27 protein-coding genes and 1 tRNA gene are annotated in these 26349 nt (G+C 57.0%); 15 read left to right on the top strand and 13 right to left on the bottom strand.

Annotation, left to right across the window (positions count from 1 at the left end; translation table 11 throughout):
• Nucleotides 1-41 precede the first annotated feature (41 nt).
• The 3 genes from AC0QKW_RS01265 to AC0QKW_RS01255 all read right to left on the bottom strand — a co-directional run bounded on the left by AC0QKW_RS01265 (nt 42) and on the right by AC0QKW_RS01255 (nt 3242).
• Nucleotides 42-2438, bottom strand: a complete 2397-nt coding sequence (locus tag AC0QKW_RS01265; protein WP_473149253.1) for a DUF3987 domain-containing protein — start codon at nt 2436-2438, stop codon at nt 42-44.
• Between the two features lie 326 nt (nt 2439-2764).
• Nucleotides 2765-2974 (bottom strand): hypothetical protein, encoded by a 210-nt coding sequence (locus AC0QKW_RS01260; RefSeq protein ID WP_228040979.1) that lies wholly within the window; start codon nt 2972-2974, stop codon nt 2765-2767.
• Nucleotides 2913-3242, bottom strand: coding sequence for a helix-turn-helix domain-containing protein (locus AC0QKW_RS01255; RefSeq protein WP_473149252.1), 330 nt, complete (start codon nt 3240-3242; stop codon nt 2913-2915). The genes AC0QKW_RS01260 and AC0QKW_RS01255 overlap by 62 nt, the downstream gene beginning before the upstream one ends.
• A 96-nt stretch (nt 3243-3338) precedes the next feature.
• Here AC0QKW_RS01255 and AC0QKW_RS01250 point away from each other — a divergent pair, with 96 nt between their 5' ends.
• Nucleotides 3339-3971 carry an XRE family transcriptional regulator gene (locus AC0QKW_RS01250; RefSeq protein ID WP_473149251.1) on the top strand — a complete coding sequence of 211 codons (633 nt, stop codon included), beginning with the start codon at nt 3339-3341 and terminating at the stop codon, nt 3969-3971.
• Between the two features lie 16 nt (nt 3972-3987).
• Here the strand turns inward: AC0QKW_RS01250 and AC0QKW_RS01245 are convergent, their stop codons facing one another.
• From AC0QKW_RS01245 to AC0QKW_RS01235, 3 genes are all read right to left on the bottom strand, one after another.
• Complete coding sequence (locus AC0QKW_RS01245; RefSeq protein ID WP_473149250.1) at nt 3988-5103, bottom strand: tyrosine-type recombinase/integrase; 1116 nt, start codon at nt 5101-5103, stop codon at nt 3988-3990.
• Nucleotides 5104-5287: 184 nt separating this feature from the next.
• Nucleotides 5288-5360 (bottom strand) — tRNA-Ala (locus tag AC0QKW_RS01240).
• Nucleotides 5361-5484: 124 nt separating this feature from the next.
• The gene (locus tag AC0QKW_RS01235) at nt 5485-5763 is read right to left on the bottom strand and encodes a Precorrin-3B methylase (RefSeq protein ID WP_473149249.1); all 279 of its coding nucleotides are present in this window, start codon (nt 5761-5763) and stop codon (nt 5485-5487) included.
• Nucleotides 5764-5838: 75 nt separating this feature from the next.
• On the opposite strand from AC0QKW_RS01235, the gene xth reads away from it, so the two are divergent.
• From xth to cobW, 11 genes are all read left to right on the top strand, one after another.
• Nucleotides 5839-6627 carry an exodeoxyribonuclease III gene (xth, locus tag AC0QKW_RS01230; protein ID WP_473149248.1) on the top strand — a complete coding sequence of 263 codons (789 nt, stop codon included), beginning with the start codon at nt 5839-5841 and terminating at the stop codon, nt 6625-6627.
• A 208-nt stretch (nt 6628-6835) separates the two neighbouring features.
• The gene (locus AC0QKW_RS01225; protein WP_473149247.1) at nt 6836-10132 is read left to right on the top strand and encodes a DEAD/DEAH box helicase; all 3297 of its coding nucleotides are present in this window, start codon (nt 6836-6838) and stop codon (nt 10130-10132) included.
• A 227-nt stretch (nt 10133-10359) separates the two neighbouring features.
• Entirely contained in the window at nt 10360-10935 is a 576-nt protein-coding gene (locus AC0QKW_RS01220) for a DUF2808 domain-containing protein (protein ID WP_473149246.1), read from the top strand.
• A 70-nt stretch (nt 10936-11005) separates the two neighbouring features.
• Nucleotides 11006-11143: a 50S ribosomal protein L34 gene (rpmH, locus tag AC0QKW_RS01215; RefSeq protein ID WP_073608271.1), complete on the top strand. Its 138-nt coding sequence runs from the start codon at nt 11006-11008 to the stop codon at nt 11141-11143.
• Between the two features lie 106 nt (nt 11144-11249).
• On the top strand, nt 11250-11624 hold the full coding sequence (gene rnpA, locus AC0QKW_RS01210; RefSeq protein WP_473149245.1) for a ribonuclease P protein component: 375 nt from the start codon (nt 11250-11252) through the stop codon (nt 11622-11624).
• Nucleotides 11611-12009 (top strand): PH domain-containing protein, encoded by a 399-nt coding sequence (locus AC0QKW_RS01205; RefSeq protein ID WP_473149244.1) that lies wholly within the window; start codon nt 11611-11613, stop codon nt 12007-12009. Before rnpA ends, AC0QKW_RS01205 begins: the two co-directional genes overlap by 14 nt.
• 114 nt (nt 12010-12123) lie before the next feature.
• The gene (gene yidC, locus AC0QKW_RS01200) at nt 12124-13266 is read left to right on the top strand and encodes a membrane protein insertase YidC (RefSeq protein WP_473149243.1); all 1143 of its coding nucleotides are present in this window, start codon (nt 12124-12126) and stop codon (nt 13264-13266) included.
• Between the two features lie 3 nt (nt 13267-13269).
• Nucleotides 13270-13779 (top strand): Jag family protein, encoded by a 510-nt coding sequence (locus AC0QKW_RS01195; RefSeq protein WP_473149242.1) that lies wholly within the window; start codon nt 13270-13272, stop codon nt 13777-13779.
• A 125-nt stretch (nt 13780-13904) separates the two neighbouring features.
• Nucleotides 13905-14414 (top strand): YceD family protein, encoded by a 510-nt coding sequence (locus tag AC0QKW_RS01190; protein WP_473149241.1) that lies wholly within the window; start codon nt 13905-13907, stop codon nt 14412-14414.
• Nucleotides 14415-14561: 147 nt separating this feature from the next.
• Entirely contained in the window at nt 14562-15905 is a 1344-nt protein-coding gene (locus tag AC0QKW_RS01185) for a transposase family protein (protein WP_473149240.1), read from the top strand.
• A 136-nt stretch (nt 15906-16041) separates the two neighbouring features.
• Nucleotides 16042-17082: a cobalamin biosynthesis protein CobW gene (gene cobW, locus AC0QKW_RS01180; protein ID WP_473149239.1), complete on the top strand. Its 1041-nt coding sequence runs from the start codon at nt 16042-16044 to the stop codon at nt 17080-17082.
• A gap of 14 nt (nt 17083-17096) precedes the next feature.
• On the opposite strand, the gene msrP is transcribed toward cobW, so the two are convergent.
• Nucleotides 17097-18083 (bottom strand): protein-methionine-sulfoxide reductase catalytic subunit MsrP, encoded by a 987-nt coding sequence (gene msrP / locus AC0QKW_RS01175; protein ID WP_473149238.1) that lies wholly within the window; start codon nt 18081-18083, stop codon nt 17097-17099.
• 321 nt (nt 18084-18404) lie between these two features.
• Between msrP and ndk the strand changes: the two genes are divergently transcribed.
• A complete protein-coding gene (gene ndk, locus AC0QKW_RS01170) occupies nt 18405-18854 on the top strand; it encodes a nucleoside-diphosphate kinase (RefSeq protein WP_473149237.1) in 450 nt (149 codons plus the stop codon).
• A gap of 135 nt (nt 18855-18989) precedes the next feature.
• On the opposite strand, the gene arfB is transcribed toward ndk, so the two are convergent.
• From arfB to AC0QKW_RS01140, 6 genes are all read right to left on the bottom strand, one after another.
• A complete protein-coding gene (arfB, locus tag AC0QKW_RS01165) occupies nt 18990-19406 on the bottom strand; it encodes an alternative ribosome rescue aminoacyl-tRNA hydrolase ArfB (protein WP_473149236.1) in 417 nt (138 codons plus the stop codon).
• Nucleotides 19407-19692: 286 nt separating this feature from the next.
• Complete coding sequence (locus AC0QKW_RS01160; protein ID WP_473149235.1) at nt 19693-20874, bottom strand: iron-containing alcohol dehydrogenase; 1182 nt, start codon at nt 20872-20874, stop codon at nt 19693-19695.
• A 58-nt stretch (nt 20875-20932) separates the two neighbouring features.
• The gene (locus AC0QKW_RS01155; RefSeq protein WP_473149234.1) at nt 20933-21424 is read right to left on the bottom strand and encodes a GNAT family N-acetyltransferase; all 492 of its coding nucleotides are present in this window, start codon (nt 21422-21424) and stop codon (nt 20933-20935) included.
• A gap of 310 nt (nt 21425-21734) precedes the next feature.
• Complete coding sequence (glnT, locus tag AC0QKW_RS01150; RefSeq protein WP_473149233.1) at nt 21735-23060, bottom strand: type III glutamate--ammonia ligase; 1326 nt, start codon at nt 23058-23060, stop codon at nt 21735-21737.
• A gap of 112 nt (nt 23061-23172) precedes the next feature.
• Complete coding sequence (locus tag AC0QKW_RS01145; protein WP_473149232.1) at nt 23173-23358, bottom strand: hypothetical protein; 186 nt, start codon at nt 23356-23358, stop codon at nt 23173-23175.
• A 106-nt stretch (nt 23359-23464) separates the two neighbouring features.
• Nucleotides 23465-23770, bottom strand: a complete 306-nt coding sequence (locus tag AC0QKW_RS01140; RefSeq protein WP_473149231.1) for a hypothetical protein — start codon at nt 23768-23770, stop codon at nt 23465-23467.
• 263 nt (nt 23771-24033) lie between these two features.
• On the opposite strand from AC0QKW_RS01140, the gene AC0QKW_RS01135 reads away from it, so the two are divergent.
• Together AC0QKW_RS01135 and glnT (AC0QKW_RS01130) are read left to right on the top strand one after the other, a co-directional pair.
• Nucleotides 24034-24756, top strand: coding sequence for a type 1 glutamine amidotransferase (locus AC0QKW_RS01135; protein ID WP_473149230.1), 723 nt, complete (start codon nt 24034-24036; stop codon nt 24754-24756).
• A gap of 99 nt (nt 24757-24855) precedes the next feature.
• The gene (glnT, locus tag AC0QKW_RS01130) at nt 24856-26220 is read left to right on the top strand and encodes a type III glutamate--ammonia ligase (RefSeq protein WP_473149229.1); all 1365 of its coding nucleotides are present in this window, start codon (nt 24856-24858) and stop codon (nt 26218-26220) included.
• Nucleotides 26221-26349 lie beyond the last annotated feature (129 nt).

Here is a 26349-nt window from a genome sequence, read left to right as displayed (position 1 = left end):
TGGTAAACCTTGTCTACTTGTCTACCGTTTCGCTATAACCTTTATCCGTCAGTGCTTTCAGCGGTAGACAGAGTGTCTACCGTTTCCTCAAATCTGTCTACCGTGTCTACCGTTGCCCGCCACCGCAGCCGATTCCCCATCCCCTGGGTCTCCCCATACCCCATGGCCTCCAGCTCCAAAAAATGAGCGCGAATCACCTCCACCCCCGCCTTCCGTAAGCTACGCTCATAGTTCCGCACATCCTTCGCTCGCAGCCAGCCCCGTACCCGCGATAGCTGTATCAGCTTTGTATAGACTGGCTCCAGCGCTCCATCCACCGTATTCCCGTCCGCGTAGAGCAGCTTCACCTGGCCAATAAACCAACGCCCCAGCTTAATTGACGCCTGCACTTGGCCTGCCTCCACCGCATGGGTCGGCAAACGCCCCTCCACCGCCGCATTCAGGCAGTGAAGAATCAGTGCCAGCCGCCCCGTATAGCCCTGCATTTTGGAATAGACCGCCTGCAAGCCGGGGTGCGTCTCCGTCACCCGCAGCTGATCCAACTGGTCATACCAGTCTGCAAACAATGCCTTGGCCTCAGGGCTGAGCCGGTAGCACTGGGCCGTCAATCCCTCCAACTGCTGGTAGAGGCCATAGAGCCGCTCCGACACGTCATGGCGCACCGTCCTTCGGGGAAAGGGCGCAGGCTTCAGCGGCAGCAGACACCACAAGAACCGCGCCCATTGGCCACTGGCATCCGAGTAATCCCCCATCATCTCCCGAAGAATATCGGGCTGAATCGTTCCCGTTAGGCTCAGGCTGGTGCGCGGCAGGCTGATGCGCAGGCCACTAGCCCGATCCACCTTCAGCCCCGAACCATCAAAGGCCGTCAGCAATGACTCCTTATCGTTACCCCTACCATTCCGGTACTGGTTCTGCCCCTTGAATAGGCCCGCCAGCTCATCCGGCGTCACCAAAATGCCCCGCTCCGGCTGTTGGGACTGGATGCGGGCGATCGCCTCCCGCGTCGCATCCGAGGTGTGATACTCCCGTGGCATCGGCTTCCTCGGGCGAATACCCCTATCTTCCGCTCGGGTCTGCTCCCAATCGCGCAGGTCAACCTCATACTCCGAGGCGGCATACTCATACTCCTGGTCGGCCTCTGCCTGGAGCAACGAGAGCGGCCCCAAAATCTGTCGCTGAATCGGGCTTTTCTTGCTGCCCGAGGGGGCCACCAGCCCCGTGAACACAATCGGCGGCACCGAGAACCCCATCCCGGCATCAATCTCTAGCTCCGTACCGACCCGCAGCAATGACGCCGCCACCGGCAGCAGCGTCACCAGCATCGCCGCTGGCGTCGCCCCAATCCAGTCCGCGATCTGCTCCAAGGGTTCCGCCAGGTCAGCATGGAGATACTCCCCCAGACACAATTGGTAGTCGCCGATTTTGAGTAGCTGATGAATCTCAGCCCGGCGATCGTCTCGTTCCTCAGTCTGCTCCAGCTCCGCCTGCACCAGGGTGACCAAGTTACCAATATCCCTAGCCGATAGCCCCGTCTCCTGGTGCCACTGCACCACCTGCGCCGCCAGGGCCAGTTCGGTAGGGCTGGTGCCCAGGTAAATGCGAATCTGGTCTTGCAAGGCCTGCACCGACATCCGCTCGGGGCCTTGAGTAGAGATGACCTCCAGCTGCCGTCGGTCTTGCACAGCCGCTCGAATCTGCTCCGCTGTGGCCCCGTCATGAATCCAATCCACCACATCCAGCCCGCCATGCTTGGGCAGGTTGTGCCAGCGCAGGCTATCCGGGTAGGGGTAGCACCACTGAGCCGAGGGGAAGTCCTGGGCGACTTCCTCCATGTGAGCAATGCCAACCTGATCGCGATCGGGGCACAGCACCAACTGGGCTGATTGCAAATCCTGACGATAATCGCCATAGCTGCGGTATTTCTTTGAGCCACCCAGAGTAGTGGTCGCAGGAATGCCAATTCCCCACAGGGCATTCGCACAGCCTTCCCCTTCCACCATCCAGATGGGTTGACCGATGGCGATCGCATTCTGAACATCCCGGTAGCGGTAGATCGGCACCTGGGCTCTAATCTCCGGGGTCAGCCCCTTGACCCACTGCTGCCCGTTCCAGTGGTACTGCACAAAAAACTTTGCACCGTTGCCCCGATCAACCCGCGTCACTTTCACTAGGGGCTGCCCAGTTCGGCTGGGATAAAAATAGTCCTGCCGCTGCTGGGGCCGAACCGGCTTCTCCGGTGAGGCGGTGGCTGCAAAGTATTGCCCCCACATACCATCGGCTGTTGCACCCCGGTAAACATAGCCGTCTACCGCCCCATCCTGGTCTACGTGGGTGTGGCAGAACACCACCTCCTCATTCCAGCGGCAGTCTTGGTCTTTGGTACGTCCACAAATCGGACAGGGGCGCGATCGCCCCGAGTAAATGTACTGTGCCATGGTTAGCTCCTAAGTTTAGGAGCCAGGCCACCACAATTAACCAGCTTTTTTAACCGTTAACCGTGCCGAGGCTGGACATTTCCAATGTCTTTGCTATAGTTGAAGACACCACTTCTAGCATCAGATTAATGCCCTGGCTGGTTCGGCAAAAACCACATCAGGATGTTGATTGGCCTGGCTTAGAAAACAAACGAAAAGATTCAGCACCCTTGCCAGTCAATGGTCAGGGTGTTTTTTCATAGGTTTTAAGACTGAGATTTTAAGCCAGATGCTTAATCACAGACTTGATTGAGCCTTGAAGCCCTCGACTTGGTTCAACGATCTTTTTATCGATGTCCAGATCGTTTAGGAATCTTGCGCTGGTTGCTTAACAAACTGGCCTGGTAGATCTCAATGGCCCGTTGGTGAGCCGCCGGGTCATGGCGATTGTGGAGCCAGTCCTTGATCAGTTCCAGGTTGTAACGAATGCAGCGGCTATTCACTCGAACCCAGTGAACGCCCTCGATCAACAGCCCCTGCACTCGATAGCGCCTCAAGGTTGTACCGCTGAGCTTCAGCGACTGGGTAGCTTCCTGCTTGCTGACAAATTGAACCATGGGTCATCCTTCCTCGTTTATACCGTTGAGGCCAAATCTCATGGGGAGGCAGGCCAAGTTTGCCCGCCACGACCTGCTCGATGCGACGTGATCGCTGTCGAGTCAAGGCATGAGAGACTGCCGAGGTGCCAATATTCAGTTCTTTTGCGATGCTGGTTAAAGTCCAACCCTGCTTGCGTAGAGCTGCTTTAATGTCTTCTACATGCATAGAATTGTCTTAACTCCATCAATATATCGATGAAGTTAGCAATAAATAAATTGCGTGTCAAGTGCTATAAATTGCATATGCGATTAATATAACCCTATGACTAATCCCTTACCTGACGAGGCGCAGGCGGATGCCAAGGATGTTGACCAGTTTCCAGTTCGCCTGAAACAGGCTGTTGGAGACAAGAGCATTCGGGGCTTTGCCAGAGACTGCGGCTTTTCTGACACCGTGCTCCGCCAGTATCTCAATGGCCAAAGCGAACCTACTCGACCGGCGCTGCTCGCTATAGCCCGCATAGCCAAAGTGAGTGTTGAGTGGCTAGCAACTGGTCAACCTGTTGCGGGGGCCAAAGTATCAGTCGAAAATTACGTTTATAAGGATCCGCTTGCCTTTGAGACGGGCTGGCTCCGGGCAGAGTTCCCCAGCGCCTTTGAAAATTTGCTGCTCACCCAAGTGGTCGATGAAAGCATGGAACCGACCCTTCAGCAGGGGGATTTAGCACTGGTGGACACTAATGATCGTGACTTGGAAACTGTGAGTCACGGTATCTACCTGCTCAAACTCGATAATCGGCTACTAATCAAGCGCTTGCAGTATGTAGCCGATAACACGCTTAGAGTGCTCAGTGATCACCCCGCCTATGAAGGCTTCTCAATTCAGCCATCTGAGCCATCCAGCGGCCTAAGCCTTATGGGGAAAGTGGTTTGGTTTGGGCGCAAACTATACTGACACCTGCGCCGGATAATTATATTTCTGGTAGACGAGGGCGACTGTTGACGTTACCTGCATAATTTCGGTAAAGCGTCTGCACATCGTGCCCTGTTAACTGAGCTACTTCCACCGGATTCATGCCTTTATCCAGGGCATGGGAAATCAAGGCATGTCGGGTATTGTAAGGTCTTTGATAATCAATACCTAACTTGGTTAAAATTTTCTGCCAGCCTCGTTGGGCAAAGTTTTTTGCGTCGATAGGAGCTCCTTTCGGCCCCTTAAAAACCAAATCATTGGGATCACTATCAGCTCGCCTCAATCCCTGAAGCATTGTCTGCAATTTAGACGTCAGAGTGATATACCGAGACCGATTCGTCTTTGTGGCTTTCTGCTTGCCTTTGACCAAAGCCTCACCAATCCAAATAGTTGAGCAATCTTCAGAGATATGTTTCCAGCGTAGGCCCACAATCTCTCCAGTACGGCAACCACTGCCAAAGCGAAACTCCACAAAATTAACGTAGTGGCGATAATAACGATTAGCTTTAAACGCTTCGACGATTGATTTGATTTCTGCTTCAGTGAAAGGCTTAGGCATCTGTTTTGGCGGAACCTTAATTCTTAAAGGCATGTCCACCCAAGGATTGAACTCAACTAAAGCCTGCTCAATCCCCCACTCCCAGCATGCCTTCAACAGGCCCAGCCGCTCTCGAATGACAACCTTGGATAAATCCTGAGAGTCATACCAGCTAGTGAACTTCTCGGCCTCAGCTACGCTAACTTCAGTAACCGAGCGGGTTTTAAAGAATTCCTCCAAATAGTTCAGCAGTCCACGGTATTTGTCCAAGGTGGCCGAAGCGACTGTCTTTGCTTTGTGCTGGATAAATTTGTTGAATAGGCCGGTGACACTCAGCTGACTGCGGCTAGGAAGCTGCAATTTATAGGCTCGAAGCGTTGGATCGAAATGCCCTGACATCATGTCGAGTTCGATTTGAGACGCCTTGGCCTCAGCCACTCTCCGATTCGTGACGGTGTCAGGGAGCCCGATAAACAGAAAATAGCGTTCCCCTCTGTAACGCCAGCCCAGACGCAATCGATCTCGGTCGCTGGTCACCGAGACGGTGCCCTTCTTAGCTCTAGCAATATTAGCCATGGTGAAAGCCCTACTGAGAATGGATCGAATGGATCGAGGGAATCTTTCGATCCAATTTCGATCCAAATTCTAACCAAAATGGCCAAAAGTGGCATAACGCCGTTTAGCCCCAGGAACTCAGCAAGGCTCTGAATCATCTTGTTGATGGGCAATACAACCCTTGACTGGCATGGATTTGAGAGAATGGAGAATAGGAGATTCGAACTCCTGACCTCTGCGGTGCGATCGCAGCGCTCTACCAGCTGAGCTAATTCCCCGTGTTGTGTTTGCGATGCACCGTAGCGGTGCGATTGGCCTCCGGTCACCCTTTGGAAACGCAGGGCTCTACCAACTGAGCTAACTCCCCAGAGCTGACAGCATCTTACCAAAAACAGAATCCCGTTATCGCTTTCGTCCCTTGGCCGATCGCTTTTTATTTCCCGGTGGTGTCTGGTGAGCGCCAAAATACTTCTCGCTGCGGTAGCGCAGCCACACCCGCAGAGTCTGGGGAATCTGGTCTTTTTGCTCCTTCGTCAAGGTGTTGTAGAGAGCCAGCGCCTTCTCTCGCTCGCCCCGGCAGGCGGCGTTGTTGTGGGCATCCCAGTAGCTGCGGGCTAGGCGAATGCGGCGACACACCTCTTTGACCAGAGCTGGTCCTTCTAGGGGAGATTCTGGGGGCACGAGTGCGATCCTTTTGGGCGGTCAGCCCCTTAAGCTAGAACGGTGTAACCCTATCCGTTCAGCTTAACCCCGTCTATGAAAGTTGCCACCTGGAACGTCAACTCTGTGCGATCGCGCCTCGACCATGCCACCCAGTGGTTACAAACCAACCCTGTGGATGTGCTGTGCCTGCAAGAGACCAAGGTGGTGAACGAGACATTTCCCACAGCAGCCTTTTCAGATCTAGGCTACACCGCCTACATTCACGGGCAAAAGTCTTACAACGGCGTGGCGCTGCTGAGTCGGCAGCCGTTAGAGAATGTGCAGTACGGCTTTGCGGCGGTGTTGGGAGAAGATCGCGTTGGCGATCTGGACGATCAAAAACGAGTGATCGCCGGGCTGTGGGGCGACATCTATATAGTGAATCTCTACGTGCCCAACGGTAGCTCTATTGGCAGCGATAAGTACGAGTACAAGCTGCGCTGGCTGGCCTGCTTGAAGGAATATCTGGCGGCGCTGCTAGAGACCTACCCCAACCTCAATGTCTGTGGCGACTTCAACATTGCTTTAGAAGACAAAGACATCTACAACGCCGAGGGCAAAGAAAAGCACATCATGTCTTCTCCGGTGGAACGGGAGGCTTTGCTCACAGTACTGTCCGTGGGGCTAAAAGATGGCTTTCGGCTGTTCAACGACGAGGGCGGTCACTTCAGCTGGTGGGACTACCGCACCGCCGCCTTCCAGCGCAACATGGGCTGGCGCATTGACCACCACTACCTGTCGGCGGGCCTGGGCGATCGCGCCCGCAGCTGCACCATCGACATCGAGCCCCGCCGCTGGGAAAAACCCAGCGACCACACCCCAGTGATTATGGAATACGCCTAAGGGTTTAGTGAGAATCCTCCTGCGAGAGCCGACCCAAAGGAGTAAGATAGGCACATTAAGCAGGCTTTCTGCCTACCGGAGTAACCGGGAGTTAGCACTTCGAACGAGGCTGAGCCACTGGGGTCTAGTCTCGATCAGGGGGTGGCTATCCCTTATCTACCGGCTTCCTATACCTTTCATCCTTTGAGCAAGTCGTAGATACAGGGCAATGGCAATACTACACGTCAGCTGGGTTCCCCAGACGCAGCGTTTTTTTCTCTGGGCCGAAGCCTGGCAGCCGCTCCCACCCGGGGGTCTAGCGGCTTGGGATGGCACCCACCGTCACCCCTATGCCCTGGCCCAGTCTGACCTGGCCCAGGTGCTCACGGCTCTACAAAAACAGCTATTGGGGCGCACGGCGGCAGCGAACAGCGAGCTTTTTCCGACTGCCCTGACGGAAGTGGCGGTGGCATCGGGAAAAGGGGTCGCCAAAGCGAGCGGCGGTGGGCGGCGATCGCAGCGAACCAAATCAGGCCCTCGATCAGCCGCTGGCCCGGTCTGGGGAGAATTGACCCTGCCTCTGCCCGCTCAGCTCGTGGTCGATGCCCTGGTGCCCGTTCATTCTGCCCGCATCGAGGCTTCTGCCGAGGCTGAGCCAGGGCTCGATGCGGTGCTGCATCCCTGGCAAGCTCAGGGCTGGTATCTAGAAGTAGCCGACTTTTTGCCAATTCTAATGGCTCTGCCCCTGGGACAGCACACGGTCACGGGGCCGGGCGAACTGGGGGATGACCTGCGCTACTGGGGTCACATTGGCCGCTGGGCTTTAAACTTGCTGGCGCGGGGCAAGTTTTTGCCTCAGATAGAGCTCACTAGCCAAACCCTAGCGGCCCACTGGCAGCCCCTGCTCGACAGCGCCCCCGACCAAGAGCGGCTGCGGCATTTCTCGCTGGCTATGCCCCTGGTTTGCCGCACCCATCTGCCTGCGATCGCCAAGGGTGAGCTTCCCCTCGCCTGCGGCTTTCCGCTGCTCGACCCGCAGCCGTTGTTGCTGGGGGTGCTGGCGGCGCTGGTTGATTATCAAGTACGCCAAGTGGCTCAGGCTCAGCCTTCTAACAGCCTGGCCAACCTCAGCAAAGAGCTTCCCCTTCAGCCCTGGCTCCAGGCCCTCAGCCAACCCGTTAGTACCCTTGAGGCCAGCACGGCGTCAGCCGCCCGTCTGCAAGAGGCCCTCACCACCTGGACGACACCCCTCCAGAGCCTAGCCGCAGACCCCGCCCGCCAGTTTCGCCTGCGGCTGGTGCTACAGCCGCCTCCTGCCATCGACCAGCCGTGGCAACTGCGCTATCAGCTCCAGTCGGCAGCTAACCCTGACTGGCGGGTAGAGGCCGAGCTGATCTGGCAGCATCCGGTCGCTGAGCTACACCACCAGGGGGCTATCCTTCCCTCTCCTCAGGAGACTCTTTTAGCGGGGCTGGGGCGAGCGGCGCGGCTCTACGACCCCATTCGCGAGAGTCTGCGCCAGCAGCACCCCACCCACTGCGACCTCGAACCCATTCAGGCCTACCAGTTCATCAAGGCGTCGGCCTGGCAGCTGCAAGATAACGGGGTCGAAGTTGAGTTTCCCCCAGGCCTCACCCCAACTGCCGACGATGGCTCTGGACGACTGGGCCTCAAGGTGCATGCTGAGGTGCCGCCTCAAAAACAGCGCCAGCGGCTGGGCCTCAAGAGCCTGCTCAACTTTCGCTGGGAGCTGTCGATCGCAGGTGAAACCCTCTCCGCTGCCGAGTTTGAGCAGCTGATCAACCAGGGCTCGCCCTTAGTCGAAATCAACGGTCGCTGGGTAGAGCTGAAGCCCCAGGATGTGAAGGCCGCGCGGCAGTTTCTCGCGGGTCAAAAGACCGCCACTCCCCTGTCGGTGGAGGACGCCCTGCGCATCAGTACTGGCGACACCCAGCTAATCGACAAGCTGCCCGTAGTCAGCTTTGAAGCCACCGGGGCGCTACAAACCCTGATCGAAACCCTCACCACCGGCAACCAAACTCTGGCCGAAATGGAGGCCCCCAGAGGCTTTAAGGGCACCCTGCGGCCCTACCAGGCGCGAGGGGTGTCGTGGCTAGCCTTCTTAGAACAGTGGGGTCTGGGGGCCTGCCTGGCGGACGACATGGGCCTGGGCAAAACCATTCAGCTGATCGCCTTTTTGCTCTACCTGCAAGACAACGACTGGCTCGAGACCCCGGTGCTGCTGGTGTGTCCCACCTCGGTGCTGGGCAACTGGGAAAAAGAAGTCAAGCGGTTTGCCCCCAAGCTCAAGGTCATGCTGCACCACGGCGATCGCCGCCCGCGCGGCAGCAGCTTCGCTAAGGCCACCGAAGGCAAGCACCTGGTGATCACCAGCTATGCCCTGCTCTACCGCGACCTCAAGCCCCTTCAGTCGGTGAGTTGGCAGTGCCTGGTGCTCGACGAAGCCCAAAACATCAAAAACTCCGACGCCAAGCAATCCAAAGCGGCCCGCCAGATCGAGGCCCAGTTTCGCATAGCGCTGACCGGCACCCCGGTAGAAAATCGCCTCGGCGAGCTGTGGTCAATCATGGACTTTCTCAACCCCGGCTACCTGGGACCCAAGAATTTCTTTCAGCGGCGGTTTGCCACCCCCATCGAGCGCTACGGCGATGTGGCTTCTCTCCGGGCGCTGAAGGGGCTGGTGCAGCCGTTCATTTTGCGCCGCCTCAAGACCGATCGCAGCATCATTCAAGACCTGCCCGACAAGCAGGAGATGAGCGTCTACTGCGGCCTGTCTGCCGAGCAGGCCAACCTCTACCAGCAGACCGTCGATGCCGCCCTCGAAACCCTGGATGACGCCACCGGGGTGCAGCGCAAGGGCCAGATTCTTGCCCTGCTGACCAAGCTCAAGCAGATTTGCAACCACCCGGCCCAGTTTCTCCAAGAGCCCAGCCTGGGGTTAAAGGGGCGATCGGGCAAGCTGCAGCGGCTCGACGAAATGCTGGAAGAAGTGATTGCGGAGGGCGATCGCGCCCTGATCTTTACCCAGTTTGCCGAGTGGGGCAAGCTGCTCCAGCGCCACCTGCAATCATACCTGGGCCAGGAAGCGCTGTTTCTCTACGGCAGCACCAGCCAAAAGCAGCGCGAGGCTATGGTCGATCGCTTTCAAAACGACCCTGCCGCCCCCAGGCTGTTCATTCTCTCGCTGAAGGCGGGGGGCGTCGGCCTCAACCTCACCCGCGCCAACCACGTCTTCCACTACGATCGCTGGTGGAACCCGGCGATCGAAAACCAGGCTACCGACCGCGCCTTTCGCATTGGCCAGACCCGCAACGTGCAGGTGCATAAGTTTGTCACCACCGGCACCTTAGAAGAGCGCATCCACGAGATGATCGAGAGCAAAAAGGCCCTCTCGGAGCAGGTGGTCAGCGCCGGTGAAGGCTGGCTCACCGAGTTTGACACCGACCAGCTGCGCACCCTGCTGCTGCTCGATCGCAACGCCATCATTGACGACGATGGCGACTGATGCCCCCTGTCCTGCCTCAGCAAAATGATAGGATGTGAACCTGTGCAGACTGGCCGAATAGCCCAATCTGGGCTGTTTGCCCTCAATTTTAGAGCGGCTCTATCGGCCCGGTTGCACCACTGGCACAGATCAATAGGCTCCCTGTGGCGCTTGGGTCTATTGTGGTGAGTGGCCTAGATTGGTTGCCCCAAGCTACCCGGCCAGATAGTTTTCATTGGAGGTACACCATGACATTCCTCAAGCAATCCTTAAAATTTGCCGCCCTGGGGCTGACCACCTTGGCGGTTGCTGTTAGTCTCAGCACCGCCCTGCCCCAGCCCAGCGTCGCCCAAAGTGGGCTAACTATATTTGGCGGCGTCGACGCTGAGTATCGACTGCCCTACTACATTGACGCCAACATTCCCTACAGCACCAACAGCCGCTACTACCTCAACGTGCAGCGCACGAAGCTGCCCCGCGATGTTATTTCTCTCGAAATCGACTACCCCGAAGCCTTTACCGAAATTGGCGGGCGCATCAATGCCGATCAGATCGAGCTGCGCGTTGGTGACTGGCGGGGCGGAGAAACAATTCCGCTCAAGGTGGTTGACCTCATTGAAGACGAAAATCGCATTGAACTCATCCCCGAGGAGCCAATCCCTGCCAACACTGGGTTAGTGGTGGTCTTCTCCAATGTGCGCAACCCCCGCCGCTATGGCTACCACTACTTCAACCTGCGGATGATGTACCAGGGCGACGTGATCAATCAGTACGTCGGCACCTGGCCGATGGAAATTGCCTCGGACACCAATCAGCGTCGATAGGGTTACGGTCAATTGATGCTACGATATTAGACCGTGACTTTTTAGCAGAAACAGGCAGAGAGGCTAAGCCATGAGCAAGCGCACCCTAGAGGGCACCAACCGCAAGCAAAAGCGAACCTCCGGGTTTCGCGCTCGCATGCGCTCTTACACCGGTCAAGAGGTGATTAAGGCTCGTCGCCGCAAGGGGCGGGCAAAACTGGCTGTCTAGCCTTAGGGCGGCTGGGGCTACCTTAGCGCAGCCACAATCTGGCAAATCAATATCCCTGGGCTAGGCTTGGCACCAGGGATATTGTCGCGATTGGAGAAATCGGGCAGTGTTATCTAAGCACAATCGGCTACGGCGATCGCGAGATTTTTCCCAGGTCTATCGGCAGGGCAGAAAAGCTGTATCGGCCCACTTGGTCGTGCGCGTCTGGTCGCTGCCGACAAGCTCTAGCGCCGCCGCTCCGGCATCGGCCACCCAAATGGGTGTTGTGGTCAGCCTCAAGGTGCATAAACGGGCGGTGGTGCGCAATCGTCTCAAGCGGCAGGTGCGAGCGGCCCTGAGAACCCTGTTGCCCCAGATTTGCCCCAACCTTTGGGTCGTCATTAACCTCCGACCCGAGGCCACCCAGTGCGAATATGCCGAATTTTTGCGAGAATTAGAGCAGTTGTTCACCAAGCTAGAGGTAATCCATGGGCATCCGTGAGGACGTGTTCTACGAAGGTGGCCCCCACATTGGCGACTTGATCATCAATATTCTGCTGGGTTTTACCATTATTTGTCTGCCCCTCACGGTGGGGGCCATTACCCGTGCCCTGTGGCTGCGCTATCGCATTACTAGCCGCCGCATCTCGGTGACCGGGGGCTGGCAAGGGCGCGATCGCACCGATCTGATCTACAACGAAATCAGTAAAATCGTCACGGTGCCCCGAGGGCTTGGCCTGTGGGGCGACATGGTAGTTACCCTCAAAGACGGCAGCCGCCTAGAACTGCGCTCTATGCCTCGGTTTCGTGAGGTTTACGACTACATCAACGAGCGCATTTCCCCCACCGCTCAAGCCGTCAGCGGCTCCATCGGCAAAGCCAGCTAGCGGATCTGCTACGGCAATCCCAACCGGTCGGGGCGGCTTGCCTCCCCGGCAATGGGGTAGATTAGTTAACTGAGCAGTCAACGTCGTATCCCCTCTAGCAGGGTTCTAGCGCCCATGGATTTTGGAATTGGATTTCTGACCAACAACATCATGTTGCCGATCCTAGATTTTTTCTACGGGATCGTGCCCAGCTACGGGTTGGCCATCGTGGCCCTTACCCTGGTCATTCGGTTTGCCCTCTACCCCCTCAATGCTGGCTCTATTCGCAACATGCGCCGCATGAAGGTGGCCCAGCCCCTGATGCAAAAGCGCGTCAAAGAAATCCAAGATCGCTACAAAGACAACCCGACTAAGCTCCAAGAAGAGATGAGCGGGGTTTACAAAGAGTTTGGCAACCCCCTGGCGGGTTGCTTTCCGGTGCTGCTGCAAATGCCTATTCTCTTTGCGCTGTTTGCTACCCTGCGGGGGTCGCCGTTCTCTGACATCAACTACGACGTCAACGTTCAGGTCTTTCCCCAGGAGCAGATCGAGCAAATTCAGCCTCAGATTTTTAGCACTCCGCCCAAGGCGATTTACATCTCTGACGGGTCGCACTTTCCTATCTCGGCGGTGGTGCCCGGTGGCAATAAGCTAGTTGTGGGCGAAAAGACCGACGTGCGCCTGCAAACCGCCGAAGGTCAAACCATTGAGTCGCTGGTGGCCGAATACAACGAAGACGTCACCAGCTATCAGCCCAAGTGGGAAATCGTTAAAGGCGAGAACGTTGTTACTGTCGATGAAGCGGGCCATCTAACGGCGATCGCCCCTGGTGAAGCCACCGTGCGGGTACAGGCTCCCGGCCTGGCGGCCAACAAAGGCTTTCTATTCATCAAAGCCCTGGGCCGCATCGGTGTGACCGGTGAAGACGGTGCCATCCACTGGGATATTTTGGTGATGATCCTGGGCTTTGGGGCCAGTCTTTACCTCAACCAGGTGCTCTCAGGGCAAAATGCCAAAAGCGATAATCCTCAGCAGGATGCTGTGAACAAGTTCACGCCGCTGATTTTTTCCGGCATGTTTTTGTTCTTCCCGCTGCCCGCCGGGGTGCTGATGTATATGTTGATTGCCAACATCTTTCAGACCCTACAAACCTTCATTCTCTCTCGAGAGCCTCTGCCCGAGAATCTGCAAAAGATTGTTGACTCCCAGACTCAAACCGAAGACGACCGCCAGACCTTGCCCTTTGAACCGGGGCGTAGCAAGAAGAAAAAGGCATAGACCATGGCCACCGATGCTGCCACCGCTGGCGTGAGTTGGTTAACCACCCTGCTGACTATGCAGGGGCTAACCTCTACCGTAACCGCCCACCAGGTCGAAGATGAGTCTGGCCAAAGCTGCTGGCTCACCATCGCCGAAGCGCCCCTGTCTTCCGAACAGGTGCAGGCGTTGATTGGCGAAAGCGGTGCAGTGCTCGACTCGATTCAGTACTTGGCCAACACCACGCTGAATCTTGGCAAAGAGCAAGAGCAGCAGCAGGCCTACACCATTGAGCTGGCGGGCTATCGGGCCAAACGCCTAGAAGAACTTAAAGCCATGGCTGCAACTGCTGCTGAACGAGTGCTAGCCAGCGGCGAAGAGTACGAGATGAAGGGGCTATCCTCCGCTGAGCGGCGGCAGATGCATCACTTTATGTCGGCCCACGAGGGGTTGGCCACCTTTAGCCGAGGCCGAGAGCCTGACCGCCGCCTGGTGGTGTGCTTGGCGGGTCAAGATCCTACCGCTGAGACCTAGCTCCATCCTGGCTCGGCCTGAGCCAAATGCTATTTAAGTCGAGACGTGGGTTGCGGTCTATGGAAATGCTATAGCTTCTGCTCTGGTCTCAATATCGACAGTGTGAGTCATGGGAGGCATGACCAGTGGATAAAGTCTACATTCCCCATCTGCTACAGCGGTTTGAGAAAACGCTCACCGTCGATCTCGATACCCACCTGGCTGATTTAGAAACCCTGACCCCGGTGAGGGGCGAGCTGACGGTTATTCATCAGGGCACCTACCTGGAAGTCAGGGCCAGGGCCGAGACGATTGTGACGCTGACCTGCGATCGCTGCCTGCAGGCCTATAACCACCGAATCGCGATCGCCCCCCAAGAGCTGATCTGGCTAGAGCATGAGCCCGACCCCGCCACCCTGCCCCTAGAGCGCGAAGTCTCAGTCGACGACCTGTTTGAGACTCTGCCCCCCAATGGCCACTTTTGCCCCGCAAGCTGGATCTATGAGCAGATCTGTTTGGCCCTACCCCAGCCTCAGATCTGCGACGAAGACTGTGCTGGTATAGATCTCAGCCGCACCGCCGCTGCCAACCCTATAGACCACCGCTGGGCTGCTTTGACCCAGCTTCAGCAGCAGCTCGATCGCGCCGACGATTAAGAGGAAATCCTAGCCTGCGATCGCCCTCGGGTAAACACCGTTTGCCCGTCATCTTGCCATCGGTAACTCACACGACTTGGAAGGTTAATGTGCCATCACTGAGAATTGGATCCAAGATTAAGGGATTCATCTGCATGAGGCCTGACCATGTGGCCGTTAGTTGGGATACCGAAAGCAATTGCCCAGGGCATGGCCGCCTATCGGTCTGTGTTCTGCCGAGATACGGGCTTTGAGCACGTTAGTCGCTATATCAGTGGGCTATTGCTGAGTGCGAATAAGACCTTGCAGGGGATTCACAGCCAGTGGGTGTTTCCGCCAGGAGCAGCAGTCAGCCGTCGGGCGATGCATGAAGCGGTGTTTGAGTCGGGATGGGATCGAGAGCGCTTGATGATGCAGCATCGAGCGACGGTTAGCCAGCAGCACCAGGGTCACGGCCCTGAGGTCATCAGCATTGACTGGACCTTTGCCCATCATGAGCGGAGCGAGCAGATCTACGGGGTAAAGCGCTCCTATGAATATGTGGAGAAGCGGATGAGCCGCTATCAGACGGTGATGACCGCAGCGGTGGCCAATCGTCGGGTAGACGGGCTAGCCGTGGACGTCCAGTTTCCCAACTATCAAGCCGAGGAGATGGCGTATCTGGAAATGACGGCTCAAGAGAGTTACGAGGAGATGGCACAGGTGCAGCAGCGATTGGTGGAGTTGTTGCACTACCAGAAGAACCGATTGGCCTACCGCAAACGCACGGAGATGGCGGTCGAGTTGGTGCAACAGATCGAGGCCGAAGGGCAGTTTCCCAATGCTCCCTATGCCTTTGACAATGGCGTGCTGTGTCGTCCCCTGACCGAAGCCATTGAGCAGACGGGCAAGCACTGGGTCAGCGAATTAGAAGGCTCCCGCCTGATTCTGTGGCAAGACCAGTGGCAACGGGTGGAGCGGGTCGCCGTCGCCTTGCGCCACGAGCACCCCGAGAGTTTTCGCCCTTATTCCGTCCCGGCTCGCAACGGCACAGTCAAGCCTTATTGGGCGTTTACCAAAGTGGTTCGACTTAAAAAGTATGGTCGCAAACGCCTCGTCATCGTCCATGAAACGGCCGATTTGAGTGACCCGCCTCGGTATCTACTCACCGATGCCCTGAGTTGGGAGAGTGGTCGGATTATTCGCACCTGGACCTATCGTTGGCCGGTGGAAGTCTTTCATGAGTTTTGCAAGCAGGTGGCCGGGTTCGAAGCGGCTCAGCTGCGCAACGAGGAAGCGGTCAAACGCCACTTCTGCTTATGTTGCCTAGCGCAGTCGTTGTTGCACCAAGCTCCCGTAGCAGGTAAAACCTCGGAACGATTTAGCTGGGCCGATGACGCCCAGCCCAGCCTGGGTCAACATCGTTATGGTCTTGCCCGCGAAGCCCTAGAACCGCTGTTGCAGTTGGCTAAAACCTGCTTCGACCAGGGACAATCTGTGGCTGAGGTCTTGGAGGTGCTGATGCCCCCGTAGACTCGATAGCGCTGCTCCAAAGTAGATCTGTAGGCTAACCTTCCAAGTCGTGAACTCAGTCCGCCTGTCATGGGGCCAGCTGTGACCCCGGCCATGCTAGGTTGAGGATCGGCAACTCTCGACCCTACATTTGGCTATGCACAAAATTCCAGTCACCATTGTCACCGGCTTTTTGGGAGCGGGCAAGACCACCCTGATTCGCCAGCTGCTGCAAAACCCGGAGGGGCGGCGCATTGCTGTGTTGGTCAACGAGTTTGGCGAAGTGGGCATTGATGGTGACCTGCTGCGCAGTTGCCAGGTGTGCGATGAAGACGATGACCCCGCCACCAACATTGTTGAGCTCACCAACGGCTGTCTCTGCTGCACCGTGCAGGAAGAGTTTTTGCCCACCATGCAGCAGCTGATCGATCGCCGCGACCAGATCGACTGCATCGTGATTGAGACCTCTGGCTTGGCCCTGCCCAAACCCCTGGTGCAGGCCTTCCGCTGGCCCGAGATTCGCACCGCCGCCACGGTAGATAGTGTGGTCACCCTGGTAGACTGCGAAGCCCTAGCCCATGGTGACCTGGTCGGCGACCTGCCCGCCCTCGAAGCCCAGCGCCAGGCAGACGACAGCCTCGACCACGAGACGCCGCTGGAAGAGCTGTTTGAAGACCAGCTCAACTGTGCTGACCTGGTGCTGCTCACGAAGGTAGATAAGGTCAGCGAGGGCGATCGCCGCCGGGTAGAAGCCTGGCTCGCTACCCAAGTACCTACCTCGGTGAAGGTGCTAGGCCTGGCTGGCAATGCGATCAGCCCCGACCTGCTGTTAGGACTTAACGCCGCTGTCGAAGATAACCTCGATCGCCGTCCTAGCCACCATGACCACGAGCACGAGCACGACCATGACCACGACGACGATATTGTTGCCATCCCCATTGTGCTCGACCAGGGGTTTGAGCCCAAAGCACTCGTGCAACGGCTAGAACAGCTCACTGCGGCCCACGAGATCTATCGCATCAAGGGCTTTGTAGACGTTCCTGGCAAAGCCATGCGCCTCGTCATCCACGGCGTGGGCCAGCGCTTTGACTCATTTTTTGATCGCCCCTGGGCAGCGGCTGAGCCCCGCCAAACCCGCCTGGTGGTGATTGGTAAAGATCTAGATGCGGTGGCGGTGAAGGCCGCGATCGCCGCCTAGATGGGTGGCACCCATTACCCATACAACTCCGCCACCCATTCCCCATAGCCGTTGTAGATCACCGTGGGCTGTTCTTCCCAGGTAAATAGGGTTGTAGGTTCGCCCACCAGCCGCTCTTTGGCCTGCGACCAGCGGGGGTGGGGCACCTCGGGCTCTACATTGGCTTCAAACCCATATTCTCTGGGAGATAGGGTGTTCCAGTAGGTGGCGGGCTGCTCGGCCACAAACTCAACTTTGACGATTGCCTTAGCTCCCTTAAATCCGTACTTCCAGGGCACCACCATGCGCAGGGGGGCACCGTGCTGCTTGGGTAGGGTGCGCCCATAGATGCCCACGGCAAAAAAGGCCAGGTCGTTGGCCATTTCAGCCACGGTCAGGCCCTCGGTGTAGGGCCAGGGCAGTTCCCGTAGACCCAACCCCGGCCCAGGAGTCACCTGGGGGTCGTAGAAGGAGGTAAAGCGCACAAATTTAGCCGCTGAGGTAGGCTCTACCACGGCCATCATCGCCTTCATTGGAAAGCCAATCCACGGGACTACCATGGCCCAGGCCTCGACACAGCGGAATCGGTAGATACGCTCTTCTAGGTCAAAGCGCTGGGTGAGATCGTCTAGGTCAAAGGTGGTGGGGTTTTTGACCAAACCGCCCACTTCCACTGTCCAAGGGTCTGTGGGCAAAGCCTGGGCGCTCTGCCAGATTTTTTTGGTGCCGCCAAACTCGTAGTAGTTGTTGTAGCTGCTGGCGTAGATCTGCGCCGTAGGGGCGCGCCCGGCGTCGGCAAAGGCGGGGTTGGGCACTGCCTCCAGCGGATTCCCCAGGGTCTGTGCCAGCTCTTCTCCGCTGGCCTGATTAGGCTGCTGGCATGATCCTAAGGCAGCCGCCCCAAACCCTACTCCGGTTCCAATCAGTGATTTCATAAACCGCCGCCGCCGCCAAAATGCGCCCTCGGCGGTGACCCGAGACTCGGGCAGTTGCCAACTGGGGCGGGGGTGAAAAAAGGCCATGGCGACAAAATCGAGGGGACATCAGCTGCGATCGCAGTCTTGCCTCTATTCTGACATCACCCTTTGGCTGCTCTATTAAACCTAGATGAGAGAAATGGACGACTTAGGGTCGCTGTCGGTGGTGTCTGTAGATGGCGTTGACGGGATGGTGGCGGCGCTACCTGTCTGGTCCAGAGATGACGGCTAGCCTGGCAATCTCTTCACCCTCAACCTCGACCATAAAACTTTGGCCAAATCCTTTACAAAGTGGCCACCGTTTCTGACCATAGTGAAGGTCTTTCACCACAGTTCTGGTTTATTACGTACTAGGAATAGGTATCTATGGAACGCACCTTTTTGATGATCAAGCCCGATGGCGTGCAGCGCGGCCTGATCAGCAACATCATCGGTCGATTTGAGACCAAGGGCTTTAAGCTGGTGGGCATGAAGTTTATGGCTGTCTCGCGCGATTTAGCCGAGAAGCACTACGACGTTCACCGCGATCGCCCTTTCTTTGCCGGTCTGGTTGACTTCATCACCTCTGGCCCCGTGGTGGCCATGGTGTGGGAAGGCGAAGGCGTGATCGCCTCAGCCCGCAAAATTATCGGTGCCACCAAGCCCCTGGAAGCAGACCCCGGCACCATTCGCGGCGACCTAGGCGTCACCGTTGGCCGCAATATCATCCACGGCTCCGACGCACCTGAGACTGCCCAGGCTGAGATCGCCCTGTGGTTTAGCGACAGTGAACTGGCGAACTGGGAACCCGCCGCCCAAAACTGGCTCTACGAGTAGGCTCTAGCCGAGAAACCCGGTTTCTCGGCCTGCACTCTGGCGAGGGGGTAAAACCCCTCCAGAAACCCAGCTTCTTTGCGCCCACCCCCTCCTTGGGGGGTGCCCGGAGGAGGGGGTGGGTCAATGTCCACTTTCTTAAGTCAGGGTCACATTGCCACGTAGAGACTTGATCTGGCCCCGCTTGACTTTACTGTCGAGACGTTTTTTCTTAGCGCTTTTGGAAGGCTTAGTGGGCTGGCGTCGTTTAGGCGCCACGGTGATGCTCTTGACCAAAGCTGCCAGGCGATCGAGGGCGTCGGCTTTGTTTTGTTCCTGGGTGCGGTGCTGCTGAGCTTTAATGACGACGACACCGTCTTTAGTGATGCGGCTGTCACCTAGATTTAGCAGGCGCTCTTTGTAGAGGGGCGATAGCGACGAGGCGTGAATGTCGAAGCGCAGGTGAATGGCCGTAGCGACCTTGTTGACGTTTTGGCCACCGGCCCCTTGCGAGCGAACGGCACTCAGCTCAATGTCGCTGAGGGGGATGGCGGTGCGTTTGGTGATTTGCAACATGGGTTTGGCTCAGGGGCGGTAGGCTCTGGACCGCTACCGAATAGTTTGGCAGTCGCTAGTGGCTTCTACAGCTATGACCCGTAGGGACTAGCAAAAAAATAACAGCCATTCTCATTGTAGAACGTTTGCCGTTGGGCCTGAGCTTGGCGCAGGCCATACCCCCGCGCCTAGGCCTGTAACCGGCTGCGACAGGCTCAGCCTGACCGATTTTTCTAGTCCCCGAAGCCATACCAAGAATTGCTGAGGCTAGGGAATGCCCATGCTTGGATGGCAAAGTGCAGCGCGATCAAAAGGCATCCTGGTAAATAGCGTAAAAGTCTTTCTCTGTAACAGGTCTAGGGTTTAGCGGATGGCAGCCATCTTTGACCGCCACCGCCACCAGTGGTTCTAGCCCATCGGGAGCCACCCCCAAGGCCCCCAGCGAGGTCGGAATCCCAATCGACTCTGCCAGCGCTACAATCCAATCCACAAACTCCTGTCCATCAGTAGATTCTGGTTTTACGACTCTAGCCATGCGCAAAAATTGTTCAGGGGCGGCGGCTAAGTTAAACCGCATGGCAGCCGGCAGCATGATGCCATTGGCTAACCCGTGATGGGTGTCAAACACGGTCGATAGGGCGTGGGCACAGGAGTGGGTGACGCCAAGGCCCTTTTGAAAGGCGATCGCACCCATCATTGACGCATTCAGCATTCCTCCCCGCGCGGCCAGGTGGGCCGCCGCCGTTGCCTCGTCAAAGGTTTCGCCGTCCCGTAGTCGCTGGGCAAAATCTACGCAAGCCTTGAGATTTTGCGCCACCAGGTGAATGCCCTCCAGCGCAATGCCTTCGCAGAGCGGGTTAAACCCCTTGGCCAAAAACGCCTCAATCAAATGAGTTAGCGCGTCCATGCCCGTAGCAGCGGTGATTTTGGCTGGTAGCCCTAGCAATAGCTCAGGGTCGGCCAGCACTACTTTTGGCAGCAATTGCGGGTCGAACATGATTTTTTTGGCGTGGGTCTTGTCGTCAGAGATTACGGTGCTGCGGCCCACTTCGCTGCCGGTGCCCGCCGTGGTGGGGAGGGCGACAATGGGGGGAATGGGCTGGTCGATGAGGCGGGTGCTGTGGCCGTCTTCGTAGTCGAAGATGTGGCCAGGATGGTAGGCCATGAGGGCGATCGCCTTGGCCACATCCATCGGCGCACCGCCGCCCACCGCCACAATGCCGTCGGCCCCGTGAGCTTTCCAAGCCTCGACCCCGGCGTTGACCTGAGAGACCACCGGGTTGCCCCAGACGCCGCTAAAGGTGACGGCACCAAAGGCAGCAAGGGAGGTTTCTAAAGCTGAAAACCATGGCAGCTGGGCGACATCCTTATCAGTGACAATCAAAACTCGCTGGATTCCCAGGTTAGTGAGTTCAGTTGCGAGTTCATGCCTTGCCCCCGGCCCAAAGCGAATGCGGGTGGGGAAGTTATAGGTATAGATAGAATTCATCGAGAATTACGCCCTTGAAAAGAGAACCTGTAGGGTGCATCCGCACAGCAATGTGCTATCACCCTAGCCTATGGATATTTGCAGCCATGATTACAAATGCTTCTTTACTTCCAACTTTGATGAATTTCTCTACCTGCTCAAATCCTAGCTGCTCCCACACTCGTTGGGCACGCTTGTTGAACTCTGCTATAGTCACTCGCAATTGCTGTACCCTATACTGCTTCACCGCATACTCCAAAACAGCTTGAGCATAATGCTTTCCATACCCTTGACCGACTAAATCTGGTCGTATTCCCATGCCGATGTCAAGGGCTTCACGACTGTAATCTCCACCCGGTACCTGGCCATCCGTTCCGAAAGAGCAGTAGCCTTCGAGATCTCCTCGTAGATTCAAAATCGCGTAAAAGGCGTTTTTTGAGTTAAGGAGATAGGCTAAGTCCTCGTGGATAGTATCAGCATCAAAGTTGTAGTAGTCATAGGGGGGAACATAGCGCCAGTTAAGAATCGCCAGCGCGTGTTCCTTCTCAAGTTTCTGAAAACTAGAACTCACCTCGACTTTCCCGACATCTGGTTTTTAATTAGAGGGCGTTTGGCAAGTGATGTGCTGTAGCTTTAGTTACCTATCGATCCCCCTAAATCTCCCTTAAAAAGGGGGACTTTTACCCCCCTTTTTAAGGGAGATTTAGGGGGATCTTCACTTTCGCTACAAGAGGCAAGACTTTTCAAACATCCTCTTAAACATTTCTCCTCACACCATTGCAGGCGTAGGGTGGGCACTGCCCACCACTTACCCTCGTCACACGCCGATCCGTCAGACAAACGACCCACCAGGGCAAACAACCGTTTGCCCCTACGGCCCTCTAAATATTCACGTACTGGGCCATCTCCCACGCCGTCACCTGGGCGTTGAAGGCATTCCACTCCTTGGCTTTCATTTCAAGGAATGTTTTTGCTCCTAGGTCACCCATCATGTCCATCAGCAGGGCGTCTTGCTTGAGCGCTTCCATGGCTTCGTAAAGGTTGTGGGGCAGGGTCTGCAAATCGGGGAATTCGTCAGCCCGAGCAAACAAGTTTTCGTCGATGCGCTGGCCGGGGTCGATCTGGTTTTGGATGCCCTCTAGCCCAGCGGCCAGAATTCCAGCGCTGGCCAGATATAGGTTCACTGCGCCGTCAATCATGCGGCACTCAAAGCGGCCCACATCGGGAATGCGGATCAGGTGGGAGCGGTTGTTGCCGCCGTAGGAGATGTAGCGGGGGCTCCAGGTGCTGCCGGAGGTAGTGGTGCTGGCCCCCAGGCGGCGGTAGGAGTTGCAGGTGGGGGCGCAGAGAGCCGTGAGCCCTTTGCCGTGGGCCAGCACGCCGCCGAGGAAGTGGTAGCCCAGGGGAGACAGCCCGCCCGCGTCAGCCCCCTCGGCAAAGGCGTTGGTGTCGCCCTGCCACAGGCTGTTGTGTACGTGGCCGCCGTTGCCGGTGATGTGGCTAAAGGGCTTGGGCATAAAGGTGGCGATAAAGCCCCGCTGCTCGGCCAGGGTTTTGACCATGTATTTGAAAAACACGTGGCGATCGCAGGTTGTCTTGGCATCGCTATAGGCCCAGTTCAGCTCAAACTGGCCGTTGGCGTCTTCGTGGTCGCACTGGTAAGGCCCCCAGCCCAGATCTTCCATGTAGGTGACGATGGTCGAGATCAGGTCAAACTGGCGCATCAGGTTGATCTGGTCGTAGCAGGGGCGCTCGGCGGTGTCTTTGGAGTCGGCGATTTCGTAGCCTTTCTCGGTCTGGCGCAGCAAGAAAAATTCGGCCTCGACCCCGGTTTTGTAGGTGTAGCCCAGGGCCGTCGCCTGGTCGAGCACCCGGTTAAGCATCATGCGCGGCGCGGCGGGGAAGGGTTCACCCTCGTAATACACATCGCTGGCCACCCAGCCCACGGTGGGTTCCCAGGGCAGCTGAATCAGCGAATTGGGGTCGGGCACCACGGCGATCTCCGCCGCCTCTGGCCCCAGGCCCAAGTTCGAGGCAAAGGAGCAAAAAAATGCGCCGTCTTTCTCAACTCCAGCAATCTGCGAGGCGGGCACCAGTTTGGCTCGGGTGCCCCCCAGCAGGTCGGTGTACGAGACTAGAAAAAACTTGATACCGAGGGCCTTGGCCCTTTCTGCCAGGCTTTGCACCTGGGTCAACATGCCGACCATAACAACGACTCCGGAATTTTCAGCCTAGTAAAACAGGCTGGCGAAGTCGTTTTTGTAGCCAGAGATACGGGGCGTTGGGCGAGAATTACTGAGCCGTTAGGCCGATCAGGGGTTACTGGGGTTTGCGATCTATGGCCTTGGTATAGGCAGGGTCATGCTCGGCAAAACTCAAGATCACCACTCGCCTCGGTGCCGGTGTCTCGTAGATCCGATACACCAGGCGATAGGCCACTCCGTTCCAGTCAATTTCCAGAGCGTGGTGATTGACCAACTCACCCCTGAGACTATGGTTTGGCAATCCTAGGCATCCGTAAGGGTCTGCAACCAGCACAGATTGCCTAATATCCGCAAAAATTTCTAGCAGCTCAGGCGTCAACTCACCCAGATCCTGCTCTTCTACCAATCTATGGCTCTTGACCAGGTATCTCGATTTCAAAACCACGCTCCCTCAACCGTTGGCATGCCCCATCAACATCAACCTCTTCCCCTGCTTCGATGACGGTTACCCACTGGGTGGGGTCATTGAGGTCTGGAATGCGCTCGATCGCCAGCGCTTCCGCCGATTTTTTCGGTGCTGGTTCCTCCACTGGCCTGTGCTTCCAGACGAGGTAGTCGACAAAATCCTGAATGGTGTGTAAATCCTCTACGGAGAGGGTTTGCAGCTGGGTCGTAATGTTCTCAACCAGGGGATTGACAGCGGTGTCTGGCATGGCAACGGATGGGGGAAACCTTGTGCCTATTCTGGCATCTTTGCCTGAGCAGCGGCGGGCCAAGAGACGACAGGCGATCGCCCCACCCTAGCCCCCACCGACAAACTGCCCCCTAACCCAGTTATTTGCCAATCTTGAAAAACTCTGGGATAACTTGATATAACAAGTCGTCCTATGTCCCGTTAGGCGCTAGGCCCACTGGTGGCGGCGCTGAATAGCAAGTGTGTTCCCTGACTTCATACCGCAGAGGTGTGGCTGACCCTATGAATATTCTGGTTGTTCAACATGTGGAGGCCGACCCCGTCGGCATTTTGGGGCGGTATTTGGAGGCGAAAGGAGCCTGGTTGCACACCTGGCTAGTACCCCAGCGCACCAACCCACCTCAGGGAGACTACGACGGCCTGATTGTGCTGGGGGGGCCGATGAATGCCTGTGACGACGAGAATTTTCCGCATCTGGCCAGGGTTGTCCAGCTGATTCGTCAATGCCATCAGCTGGGTAAGCCCGTGCTGGGCATTTGCTTGGGGGCACAGCTAATTGCCCGCGCCTTTGGCAGCCAGGTCTACCAGGCCGATGTGCCCGAGCTAGGGTTTACGCCGCTGTTTCCGGTGTCGGGGGCTGACGAGCCCTGGCTACAAGACTTTCCGGCGGGGATGCCGATGATGCAGTGGCACTTTGACACCTTTGATTTGCCTGCCGGGGCCCAGCTGCTGCTCACCAATGAAACCTGCAAAAATCAGGCCTTTCGCCTGGGTTCTAACATCTATGGCGTGCAGTTTCATCCCGAAGTCACCCCAGAGATTGTGATGGACTGGATGGCCTTTAAAACGGAATGGATCGAGGCTAACTATCCCTACCTGTTTGAGCAACTGCGGGAGCAGCTGGTGTTGTATTGGGTGCGCTCAGCCCAGTTCACCGAAACCCTCGCCAATGCTTGGTACGACCAGGTGGCGATCGCAGCCCAGACAGTGTCGCTGCTGCAATAGCAGAGGCCAAGGGCTACTTCCCAATCTGCAAGCGCTGTTTAATTTTCTCTCCCTGCGATCGGGGAGAACCCTGTCGTTTAAGTTTAAGAAGAATTTGTCATGGCCTATCCTGAGATTCAGCCGCTTTCCCCGGCGCTGCAAGCCCTGCGGCACAACCTAGAACAGCAGGGCGTGAAATATGCCCTGGCCAGCTTTGTGGACATCCACGGCCTGTGCAAAGGCAAGGTGGTGCCCCTCAACCACTTCGATCGCATGATGCAGGGCTCAGAGCTGTTTACCGGCGCGGCCCTCGACGGCGTACCGCAAGAGATTAACGACGACGAAGTGGGCACCATGCCTGACCCTGACAGCGCCACGGTGCTGCCCTGGAACCCCGAAGTCGTATGGTTTGCCAGCGATCTGCACCTGGTGGGCCAACCCTATGAGGCCTGCTGCCGCACCATTCTCAAGCGAGTGTTAGACCAGGCGGCGGCGATGGGCTACCGGTTTAATCTGGGCATTGAGACCGAGTTCTTTATTCTCAAAGACACCGAGACTGGGTTTGGGCCAGTGAGCGATCGCGACACCCTGGCCAAGGCCGCCTACGCCATCCCCACGGTGCTCGACAACTACAAAATTCTCGACTCCATTGTCAGCGCCATGAACGGTCTGGGCTGGGACGTGTACTCCTTTGACCACGAAGACGCCCAGGGCCAGTTTGAGACCGACTTTACCTACTGCGACGCCCTCAAAATGGCCGATCGCCTCACCTTCTTTCGCCTGATGGTGAAGGAGCTGGCCCGCGCCCAGGGCTACTTTGCCAGCTTTATGCCCAAGCCCTACGCCAACCAAACCGGCAGCGGTGCCCACTACAACATGTCTTTGGCGGATCTCGAAACCGGCCAAAATCTGTTTGAAGATGCCACTGACCCCTGCGGTCTATCCAAGCTGGGCTACCAGTTTATTGCCGGGGTGCTCAAGCATGCCAAGGCGATCGTCGCCGTCACCTGCCCCACGGTGAACAGCTACAAGCGGCTGGTGCGCCAGGGCAGCATGTCGGGCTTTACCTGGGCACCGGTCTACATCTGCTACGGCAACAACAACCGCACCAACATGTTGCGCATTCCCATGGGCGGCGGTCGGGTCGAGTGCCGTGCCGCCGATATCGCCACCAACTTGTACCTGGGAGCCGCAATGATTTTGGCAGCGGGGTTAGAAGGCATTCGTGAGGGGCTAGACCCTGGCGCTCCCCACGGCGAAAACATGTACCTCTACTCCCTGGCAGAGCTGGAGACGATGGGGATTGACATGCTGCCCCGTACCCTGGGCGAAGCGATCGCCGCCTTTGCCGCCGACCCCCTCAGCGAAGCGGTGATGGGGCCGCTGATGTATAAAACCTACGTCGAGTTCAAAACCCAGGAGTGGGAAGAATACCACAGCCATATTTCGGATTGGGAACTTCAGCGCTACCTAAAATTCTTCTAGCCCTAGTGTAGCGTCAAACCTAAAAATTAGGGTTCGCGTAGGTTGGGTGCAACGAAGTGAAACCCAACAGCAGTAAGCTTTTGTTGGGTTCTGCTGGCGCTCCACCCAACCTACAAATTAAAGCTTGAC

Source organism: Pseudanabaena sp. PCC 9330 (assembly GCF_055795045.1).
Note: the sequence above shows the minus strand (reverse complement) of the source record. Positions and strands in the feature narration are given on the sequence as shown.